This is a genomic window from Pseudomonas sp. TJI-51 (genome assembly GCF_000190455.2).
GTDB classification, from domain to species: Bacteria; Pseudomonadota; Gammaproteobacteria; order Pseudomonadales; family Pseudomonadaceae; genus Aquipseudomonas; species Aquipseudomonas juntendi.
In genome coordinates this window covers 1-9,026 of record NZ_AEWE02000171.1, presented here as the reverse complement: position 1 = coordinate 9,026, position 9,026 = coordinate 1, and the positions used below count along the sequence as shown (strand labels likewise).

Here is a 9,026-nt window from a genome sequence, read left to right as displayed (position 1 = left end):
GTACTCCCGGGAGCATGCCCGTAGCGAGGGAACCCCGGAGCGCAGCGCAGGGGCCGGATGACGGGAGCGCAGCGTTTTTTGGTTACTTTTTGTCGCGTTTGACAAAAAGTGACTCGCCGTAAGGGCGAAAAGGTGACTATGCGTCGCTATCGCAGCTGGAGTTATCGCGCTATCAAAACCAGCGCTCAAGATTTCAAGCTCTGCAACAATGTGGGCGTTTACACCGCATAGGTATTCGTTCGCGTAGGCGGCGCATAGGTATTCGTCCGCGTAGCAGAGGCCGCGATAAACCATCGGGAACCCTGCAAGCCCGGCCGACCTCTCACCCTCATGAGCCCGCTGCGGAGAACGCCGCCCATGAAACACCTCATACCATGGCTGCTGGCCACCAGCCTGACCGCCTGCGGCGACACCGCCCTGCTGAGTGTAAACGACGGCACCGGCCCATCCCCCCAGCTACCCGCCCCCGTACGCACGCCCCTGCCCACCGTGAACATCGCCCCAGCAGTAGGCTGGCCGGAACATGCAAAACCCACGGCAGCCCCCGGCCTTCAGGTGAACGCGTTCGCCAGCGGCCTCGACCACCCCCGCTGGCTATACCTGCTGCCAAACGGCGACGTTCTCGTGGCCGAGACCAATGCCCCACCCAAGCCAGAAGACGCCAAGGGCCTGCGCGGCTGGGCCATGAAAAAGGTCATGGCGCGTGCAGGTGCTGGCGTACCCAGCGCCAACCGCATCACCTTACTGCGCGATGCCGATCACGATGGTTCGGCAGAAACCCAGGTGCCGTTCATCGAGGGGCTGAACTCACCGTTCGGCATGGCCTTGATAGGCGATGACCTCTACGTCGCCGACACCGACAAGCTGCTGCGTTTTCATTACCAAAGCGGCGCAACACACATCACCGACAAAGGCCAGGTGGTGACTGCGCTACCCGGCGGCCCGCTGAACCACCACTGGACCAAGAACGTGATCGCCAGCCCCGATGGCAAACACCTTTACGTGACAGTCGGTTCAAACAGCAATGTCGCCGAGAACGGAATGGACAAGGAACAAGGGCGGGCTGCGATCTGGGAAGTGAACCCGGCCAACGGCCAGCACCGGTTGTTCGCCACCGGGCTGCGCAACCCCAACGGCCTGGCCTGGGAGCCGAACAGCGGCAGCCTGTGGACTGCCGTCAACGAACGCGACGAAATCGGCAGCGACCTGGTGCCCGATTACATCACCTCCGTGAAGGACGGCGGCTTTTATGGCTGGCCCTACAGCTACTACGGCCAGCATGTGGACAGCCGTGTGCAACCGCCCGCGCCGCAAAAGGTAGCCCAGGCGCTGGTCCCCGATTATGCCGTGGGGCCGCACACCGCCTCGCTGGGGCTGGCGTTCGCCGAACCGGGTGCGCTGCCTGCGCCATTCCAGCGCGGCGCGTTCGTCGGGCAACATGGCTCTTGGAACCGCAAGCCTCACAGTGGCTACAAGGTCATTTTCGTGCCGTTCGACCGCGCAGGCAAACCTGCAGGCAGCCCGGTGGACCTGCTGAGCGGCTTCCTGGATGAACAGGGCCAGGCCAAGGGGCGCCCGGTCGGTGTCATCAACGATGGACGCGGAGCGGTGCTGGTGGCAGACGATGTGGGCAACGTGGTCTGGCGGGTGAGCAAGGCAGCCGCCACTGCGCCGTAGCCCCGATCCCCTGCTATCAGGGGTTCTGCGCCAGGTGCCCTTGTGGAATCACCCGCTTGGCCTGCAGGTAGGCTTTGGCCCAGTAGCTGTTGGACAGGTAGTCCAGGCGCACGGTGCCACCCGTGGAAGGGGCATGCACGAAGCGCCCATCACCTACGTAGATACCTGCATGGCTGACTTGCGAGCCGCCACTGGTAGCGAAGAACACCAGGTCACCGGACTGCAACGCGTTGAGGTTTACGGTGGGCGCCCGCATGACGATCATCTCCCGCGTCGAGCGCGGCAGGCTGATGCCGGCGGCATCCCGGTAAACGTACTTGATCAGGCCGCTGCAATCGAAGCCGGAATCCGGCGTATTGCCACCCCAGCGGTAGGGCGTGCCCACCAGACCAATGGCGCGAATCAACACGTCATCGGCAACCGGCGAGGGGCTGGCCTGGCTATAGGAGGTGACCTGGGGCTTTATCACGGGGGCCGGCGCAGGGGCACGGCTGGAACAGGCAGCCAGCAAGGTTGCCAAGGAGAGGAATGCGAAGCGCGCCATCGTTGCCATGGCCATAACTTCCTGTCTGAGACCGCTGCGCTGCAGCTGAAAAGAGTTGAGAAATTAGATTAGACGCTTTCTGTAAATGCGCACGGCGGCGAGCTTTTTTTCAAAAGCACCGCCGCCGTGGCAGGGTACAGCATTTTGCCATCAGTTGCGCGCGATGTTGGTCGGCGCCATGGCCAAGGCGCGCTTGGCTTCAATGAAGGTCTTGCTCCAGTAGCGGTCACCGAGGCTGTCGATGCGCACGCCACCGCTGCGGCGGCTGCTGGAGTGGATGAACTGGTTGTCACCCAGGTAGATGCCGGCATGGCTGACGCGACCGCGGCCATTGGTGCTGAAGAACAGCAGGTCACCTGGCTTGAGTTTGTTGCGCGCCACTTTCGGGGCATCGACGTTGATCATTTCACGCGTGGAGCGCGGCAGGGTCATGCCCGCCTCTTCGCGGAACAGATAACCGATGAATCCACTGCAGTCGAAGCCGGACTTTTCCGAGGTACCGCCGAAGCGATAACGGGTGCCGATCAACGACATGCCGCGTTCCAGGATGCTGTCGGCCAGAACCGGCAGCTGGTAAGGCTTGCTGCTGGAGAACGACGCCAGGTCATCTTCGGTGGCCAGCTCTTCCGGTTCGCCGAATACCGACGAAGGCGAGGCTTGGGTTTTAACTGCCGCCTGAGCGGCGACAGGGGTGTGATCCTGGGGCTGGGAAACCGGGCCTTGGGCCGCGCAGCCAAAAAGCAGGGTCACGAGTGCGAGTGGCACGAGGGGTGCAAAGCGCTTCAGCATGGGCACGACCGTGTCTGTAATCCTTTAGAAGGGGGAAACTATGCCCTCTATCATGGCCATTTGCAAATTTTATCGAAAAAGATGTGACTTTTTCGTTTTGCTGCTCTGGCCCAAGGATTTCAGGGGGTTACCAGCCGAGGGTTTCCTTGAGGAAAGGGATGGTGAGCTTGCGTTGGGCCTGCAGCGATGCCTGGTCGAGGCGCTCGAGCAGGTCGAACAGCGCACTCATGCTGCGTGCACCGCGGGTAAGGATGAAATGCCCGACTTCGTCGGTGAGGTGCAGGCCGCGACGCGAGGCACGCAGTTGTAGCGCACGCAGCTTGTCTTCATCGGACAGGCCACGCATCTGGAACACCAGGGCCAGGGTCAGCCGCGACTTCAGGTCCGGCAATTTCACCGGCAGTTCGCGCGGTGATGCCGAGGCGGCCAGCAACAGCCGTCGGCCGCTGTCACGCAGGCGGTTGAACAGGTGGAACATGGCCTCTTCCCAGTCTGGCTTGCCGGCGATCACATGCAGATCGTCTATGCAGACCAGTTCATACTGCGCCAGGTAGTCGAGCAGCCCTACGCCACGCTCGAGCAGTTGCGCCAGTGGCAGGTAGACCGCGGGCTCACCGCGCTGCTGGAAACGGTGCGTGGCGGCCTGCAGCAGGTGGCTGCGGCCGACACCCTGTTTGCCCCACAGGTAGATAAGGCTTTCGGTCCAGCCGGCGTCGGCTTCGCACAACCGCTCGACGTAGCCCAATGCCGCAGCATTGGCGCCCGGATAGTAGTTGATGAAGGTGGCGTCATCGCGCAGGCGCACACCCAGGGGCAACTGGATCGGTGGTTTCATGCTCGCGGGCAGTCGATGAGACCGCAGGGGGCCTTAGGTGAACAATCTGCAAAGTCTATACCCGCAACGCGGGGCGCACAATCGCGGCAACCGATAGCGCAAGCAAAATCAACAGGTTGCGCTGCAACGCCCGACACTGCGCCACGACAGGAGCGCCCCTCATGAAGCCGCGACGCGGTGGCCGGGGTTACAGCTCTGGGTCGACGTCGCCGGCATACATGTCCGACTCTTTATAAAGATCATGCACATGCCGCAGGAGCACCATGATCACCGCCGCCACCGGCAGCGCCAGCAATACCCCGGTAAAACCGAACAGCTCGCCCCCCGCGAGGATGGCGAAGATCACCGCCACCGGGTGCAAGCCGATGCGGTCACCCACCAGCAACGGTGTCAGCACCATGCCTTCCAGTGCCTGCCCGATGACGAACACCGCGACAATGCCCAGCATCGGGTACAGGTCGCCGCCAAACTGGAACAGCCCGGCCACCAGCGCCGCGCCGATGCCGATGATGAAACCCATGTACGGCACGATGGCCGCCAAGCCGGCGAGCATGCCGATCAGCAGGCCCAGTTCCAGGCCCACCAGCATCAGCCCCACCGAATAGATGATGCCCAACGCCACCATCACCAGCAGCTGCCCGCGAACGAAGGCCCCCAGTACTTCATGGCACTCGCCAGCCAGGCCGACTATCTGGGGTTCCTGTTGGCGGGGCAACAGGCTGCGCAGCTTGGCCATCATCAGGTCCCAGTCCCGCAGCAGGTAGAAGCCCACGACCGGAATCATCACCATGTTGGCCAGCCAGGCGATCAGCGCCAGGCTCGAAGCGGTCGCCTGCGACAACACCACCCCGACAATGTCGGTGGTCTGGCCCATGTGCTCGCTGATAGCCGACTTGATCTTGTCGAACTTCCAGAAACCATCGGCCAGGCCAAGCCGCTGCTGCACCCACGGCAAGGCCACGTGCTGCAACCAGTCAAGCATCTGCGGCGCCAGCTCGTACAAGCGCACCAGCTGCTTGGCCAGCATCGGCACCAGCACCAGCAACAACGCCATGAACAGCAAGGTGAACAGCGCGAACACCACCACCACACCCCAGGTCCGGGACAGCCCGCGGCGCTCCAGCCAATCAACCAGCGGGTCGGCCAGGTAGGCCAGCAGAATACCGATCAGAAAGGGCGTGAGAATGTTGTGCAAGCTATAGAGCAGCACGACAACCAGCAGTATGGCGCCCAGCCAGATCCAGCGACGCAGGTCAGTCAATGTCAGTACTCCTTACCAACGAAAACGCAGGCCGTCGAACGGCGGGGGTGTAGGTTGAGGCTCGGTAGCCGGGGCCTGGCCACCCGTAGGCACCGGCGTGGCCGGTACTGCGGCGGTTTGTTCCACCGGCAGCTCCTGCAACTTGGCCAGGCCCAGCTGGGCACGCAATTGTTCACGGTTGCCGGTCACGCCGTAGGTCAGGGTGGTGCCGTCAGCCAACTGCAAGCGTGGGCCATAGGGTTCCAGCACCCGAGCCAACTCGGCGTAGCGCTGCAGGTTCATCCCCTGCACCTGCACCTGCAACTGGCTGCTGGCCCCCGGCCGGGTGACATAACGCGGTGCAAGGCGGTTGCCCACCGCCAGCATCACGGCATCAGCCAGTGCGGCCTGGTCGGCGCCCTCGGCGGTGCCCTGCTCGCGCTGGTCACCCAGCCACAGCTGCCATTTACCTTGCCACTTGCCATCGGCTTCCTGGGCATGCACCGCCAGCATGGCGTCGGCGCCGTAACGCTCGGCGGCCTCGCGCAGCGGCGCCGGGTCGCTGCCTTCGAGTTGCTTGGCATTGGCTACCAATTGCTCCTGCAGGTCGGCCAGCGGCAGGCGCAGCGGCAAACCGCGGTGCTGGGCGGCACGCCGCAGTGGCTGGGCACTGGGCTGGCCATCACCGACCAGGCTGCTGCCTTCGACACTGTCATTGAGCCACCAGCTGAGGATCGACGGCCGGTTGCTCCCCCACAAGGCCAGGCCGGCCTTGCGCAGTGCGCGTTCGGTACTGCCCGGGTCGAACTCGACCACAACCGATTCCGGCGGGCCCGCCTCGGTGCCGACCTGGTTGATGATTTGCTGCGGGTCTTTGCGCAGGCCCGCCAACCCTGGGCTTTGCACCGCCTTGGGGTCACCGGTCAGGCGCAGGATGAGGGTTTCGAGGGCCTTGCCGGTAGCGGCTGTACGCGCTTCGGCGCCCTGCCCCGCAAGCGGTTCGTGCACCTGGTAAAGGTCGGAGAGGTTTTCAGCCATGGCGGCGGCCGACACAACGGCCAGGCAACCGGCTGCCAGAATAGAGATCAAGCGCATCGAGGATTCCGTCCAGTCGTGCTTCAAGCCGTGAGCTTCACGCTACAAGCTTAATGCAGCGCCAGCGCGGCGCTGCATTTTCTTGCGGCCTGAGGCTCGCTGGTTGCAGCTTATACATATGCAACCCCATCAACCACCCCGGGCCATTTTTCAGCAATTTACCGGCCTGCCCGTCGGCCTGAGGATGGCCGCTGCCCGGCAACCCTGATAAAATCGCGCGCCTTCACAGACCACTGACGTTTCAGGCAGCCGTCGCTCACCCGCCGGCCTTGGCCGCCATGGTCGTTTTTAAGAATCCCTCCCTCCTAAAGGCCTGGATCAATGAGCAAGCAACCCTCCCTGAGCTACAAGGACGCCGGTGTAGACATCGACGCCGGCGAAGCACTGGTCGAACGCATCAAGGGCGTGGCAAAACGCACCGCACGCCCTGAAGTCATGGGTGGCCTGGGCGGCTTCGGCGCCCTTTGCGAGATCCCGGCCGGCTACAAGCAGCCGGTGCTGGTCTCCGGCACCGACGGCGTCGGCACCAAGCTGCGCCTGGCGCTGAACCTGAACAAGCATGACAGCATCGGCCAGGACCTGGTCGCCATGTGCGTCAACGACCTGGTGGTGTGCGGCGCCGAGCCGCTGTTCTTCCTCGACTACTACGCCACCGGCAAGCTCAATGTCGACGTGGCTGCCACCGTGGTCACCGGCATCGGTGCCGGTTGCGAACTGGCCGGCTGCTCGCTGGTCGGTGGTGAAACAGCCGAAATGCCTGGCATGTACGAAGGCGAAGACTACGACCTGGCCGGTTTCTGCGTGGGCGTGGTGGAAAAAGCCGACATCATCGACGGTTCCAAGGTTGCCACCGGCGATGCACTGATCGCCCTGCCGTCCTCCGGCCCGCACTCCAATGGCTACTCGCTGATCCGCAAGATCCTCGAAGTGTCGGCCACCGACATCGAGAACACCCAGCTGGGCGGCACCCCGCTGACCGACCTGCTGATGGCCCCGACCCGCATCTACGTCAAGCCGCTGCTGCAGCTGATCAAGAACACCGGCGCAGTCAAAGCCATGGCCCACATCACCGGTGGCGGCCTGCTCGACAACATCCCGCGCGTACTGCCGAAAAACGCCCAGGCCGTGGTAGACGTGGCCAGCTGGCAGCGCCCGGCGGTGTTCGACTTCCTGCAGGAAAAAGGCAACGTCGACGAGCACGAAATGCACCGCGTATTGAACTGCGGCGTTGGCATGGTCATCTGCGTGGCCCAGGACCAGGTCGAAGCGGCCCTGAACGAACTGCGCGCCGCCGGTGAACAGCCATGGGTCATCGGCCACATCGCCGAAGCCGCCGAAGGCGCCGCCCAGGTCGAGCTGCAGAACCTCAAGGCACACTGATGCCGAGCAAGACCTGCAATGTAGTGGTACTGCTGTCGGGTTCCGGCAGCAACCTGCAAGCCATGATCGACAGTTGCCAAGGCCAGGACAGCCCGGTGCGCATTCGTGCGGTGGTCTCCAACCGCGCCGATGCCTTCGGCCTGCAACGCGCCGCAGCCGCCGGCATTGAAAGCGCGGTGCTCGACCACACCCGGTTCGACGGCCGTGAAGCCTTCGATGCAGCGCTGATGGCGTGCATTGACGGCTTTGCCCCGGACCTGGTGGTGCTGGCCGGGTTCATGCGCATCCTCAGTGGCGGCTTCGTGCGCCACTATCAGGGCCGCCTGCTCAATATCCACCCGTCGTTGCTGCCCAGGTACAAAGGGCTGCATACCCACCGCCGGGCGCTGGAGGCAGGCGACGCCGAGCATGGCTGCAGCGTACACTTCGTGACTGAGGAACTCGATGGCGGCCCACTGGTCGTACAGGCAGTAGTCCCGGTGGCGCCAGACGACACCGTCGAAAGCCTGGCCCAGCGGGTTCACCAGCAGGAACACCTGATCTACCCGCTGGCAGTGCGCTGGTTTGCCGAAGGCCGCTTGCGCCTTGCTGAACAGGGTGCATTACTGGACGGCCAGCCGCTGGCGGCCAGCGGTCACTTGATTCGATCCTAGGAGAACTTATGCGTCGTGCCCTGCTCTTGGCTCTTGCCGTGCTCGCCCTGCCGCTCCAGGCAGCTGATCTGAAGCCCTTCTCGGCCAGCTACACCGCCGACTGGAAGCAGCTGCCCATGAGCGGCACCGCCGAGCGCAGCCTGGTCAAAAATGCCAACGGTACCTGGGACCTTAACTTCAAGGCTTCCATGATGATCGCCAGCCTGACCGAGCAAAGCACCCTGCGCCTGGAAAACGACACCCTGCTGCCACAGAAGTACCACTTCGAGCGTGGTGGCCTGGGCAAGGCCAAGAAGGTCGACCTGAACTTCGACTGGAACACCAAGAAAATCACCGGTAGCGACCGGGGCGACGCCATTACCCTGCCGCTCAACCGCGGGGTACTGGACAAGTCTTCCTACCAGCTGGCCTTGCAGCATGACGTGGCGGCAGGCAAGAAGAGCATGACTTACCAGGTAGTCGATGGCGACGAGATCGACAATTACGACTTCCGCGTGCTGGGCACTGAAAAAGTCACCACCAAGACCGGCCAGGTCGATGCGGTGAAGGTCGAGCGCGTGCGCGACCCAAGCCAGAGCAAGCGCATCACCGAGCTGTGGTTTGCCAAGAACTGGGACTACCTGCTGGTGCAACTGCGCCAGGTGGAGACCGATGGCAAGGAGTATGTGATCGTACTGCAGGATGGTACGGTCGATGGCAAGCCGGTGAAGGGTAACTGATCCCGCGTTGCCAGTGACATCCGATAGCCCCGCCTAGTGCGGGGCTTTTTTGTGCCTGGGTGTCTGGGTGGCCCGTACTGGCCCTATCGCCGGC

Annotated in this window: 9 protein-coding genes; 4 read left to right on the top strand and 5 right to left on the bottom strand. The window is 63.4% G+C overall.

The annotated features are described in order from the left end of the window. Positions 1 to 357: 357 nt before the first annotated feature. Entirely contained in the window at positions 358 to 1,677 is a 1,320-nt protein-coding gene (locus G1E_RS26195) for a sorbosone dehydrogenase family protein (protein WP_047150257.1), read from the top strand. A 16-nt stretch (positions 1,678 to 1,693) separates the two neighbouring features. On the opposite strand, the gene G1E_RS26190 is transcribed toward G1E_RS26195, so the two are convergent. From G1E_RS26190 to G1E_RS26170, 5 genes are all read right to left on the bottom strand, one after another. After that, positions 1,694 to 2,230 (bottom strand): C40 family peptidase, encoded by a 537-nt coding sequence (locus G1E_RS26190; RefSeq protein WP_033690602.1) that lies wholly within the window; start codon positions 2,228 to 2,230, stop codon positions 1,694 to 1,696. A gap of 141 nt (positions 2,231 to 2,371) precedes the next feature. Continuing rightward, on the bottom strand, positions 2,372 to 3,010 hold the full coding sequence (locus G1E_RS26185; RefSeq protein WP_009683957.1) for a C40 family peptidase: 639 nt from the start codon (positions 3,008 to 3,010) through the stop codon (positions 2,372 to 2,374). 127 nt (positions 3,011 to 3,137) lie between these two features. After that, positions 3,138 to 3,845 carry a DnaA regulatory inactivator Hda gene (gene hda, locus G1E_RS26180; RefSeq protein WP_009683956.1) on the bottom strand — a complete coding sequence of 236 codons (708 nt, stop codon included), beginning with the start codon at positions 3,843 to 3,845 and terminating at the stop codon, positions 3,138 to 3,140. Positions 3,846 to 4,032: 187 nt separating this feature from the next. Further along, positions 4,033 to 5,106, bottom strand: coding sequence for an AI-2E family transporter (locus G1E_RS26175; protein WP_047150256.1), 1,074 nt, complete (start codon positions 5,104 to 5,106; stop codon positions 4,033 to 4,035). Positions 5,107 to 5,118: 12 nt separating this feature from the next. Then, positions 5,119 to 6,180 (bottom strand): DUF2066 domain-containing protein, encoded by a 1,062-nt coding sequence (locus G1E_RS26170; RefSeq protein ID WP_047150255.1) that lies wholly within the window; start codon positions 6,178 to 6,180, stop codon positions 5,119 to 5,121. Positions 6,181 to 6,501: 321 nt separating this feature from the next. Between G1E_RS26170 and purM the strand changes: the two genes are divergently transcribed. From purM to G1E_RS26155, 3 genes are read left to right on the top strand one after another with little or no spacing between them, the layout of a single operon-like run. Beyond that, the gene (gene purM, locus G1E_RS26165) at positions 6,502 to 7,560 is read left to right on the top strand and encodes a phosphoribosylformylglycinamidine cyclo-ligase (RefSeq protein ID WP_009683953.1); all 1,059 of its coding nucleotides are present in this window, start codon (positions 6,502 to 6,504) and stop codon (positions 7,558 to 7,560) included. Further along, entirely contained in the window at positions 7,560 to 8,213 is a 654-nt protein-coding gene (gene purN / locus G1E_RS26160; protein WP_009683952.1) for a phosphoribosylglycinamide formyltransferase, read from the top strand. Before purM ends, purN begins: the two co-directional genes overlap by 1 nt. A gap of 8 nt (positions 8,214 to 8,221) precedes the next feature. Continuing rightward, positions 8,222 to 8,932 carry a DUF3108 domain-containing protein gene (locus G1E_RS26155; protein ID WP_029886606.1) on the top strand — a complete coding sequence of 237 codons (711 nt, stop codon included), beginning with the start codon at positions 8,222 to 8,224 and terminating at the stop codon, positions 8,930 to 8,932. The last annotated feature ends 94 nt before the right edge of the window (positions 8,933 to 9,026 follow it).

Bases quoted from the DNA above. Each gene is read 5' to 3' on its own strand.
- G1E_RS26195 (WP_047150257.1), top strand. From the start codon at position 358: ATGAAACACCTCATACCATGGCTGCTGGCCACCAGCCTGACCGCCTGC.
- G1E_RS26190 (WP_033690602.1), bottom strand. From the start codon at position 2,230: ATGGCAACGATGGCGCGCTTCGCATTCCTCTCCTTGGCAACCTTGCTG.
- G1E_RS26185 (WP_009683957.1), bottom strand. From the start codon at position 3,010: ATGCTGAAGCGCTTTGCACCCCTCGTGCCACTCGCACTCGTGACCCTG.
- hda (WP_009683956.1), bottom strand. From the start codon at position 3,845: ATGAAACCACCGATCCAGTTGCCCCTGGGTGTGCGCCTGCGCGATGAC.
- G1E_RS26170 (WP_047150255.1), bottom strand. From the start codon at position 6,180: ATGCGCTTGATCTCTATTCTGGCAGCCGGTTGCCTGGCCGTTGTGTCG.
- purM (WP_009683953.1), top strand. From the start codon at position 6,502: ATGAGCAAGCAACCCTCCCTGAGCTACAAGGACGCCGGTGTAGACATC.
- purN (WP_009683952.1), top strand. From the start codon at position 7,560: ATGCCGAGCAAGACCTGCAATGTAGTGGTACTGCTGTCGGGTTCCGGC.
- G1E_RS26155 (WP_029886606.1), top strand. From the start codon at position 8,222: ATGCGTCGTGCCCTGCTCTTGGCTCTTGCCGTGCTCGCCCTGCCGCTC.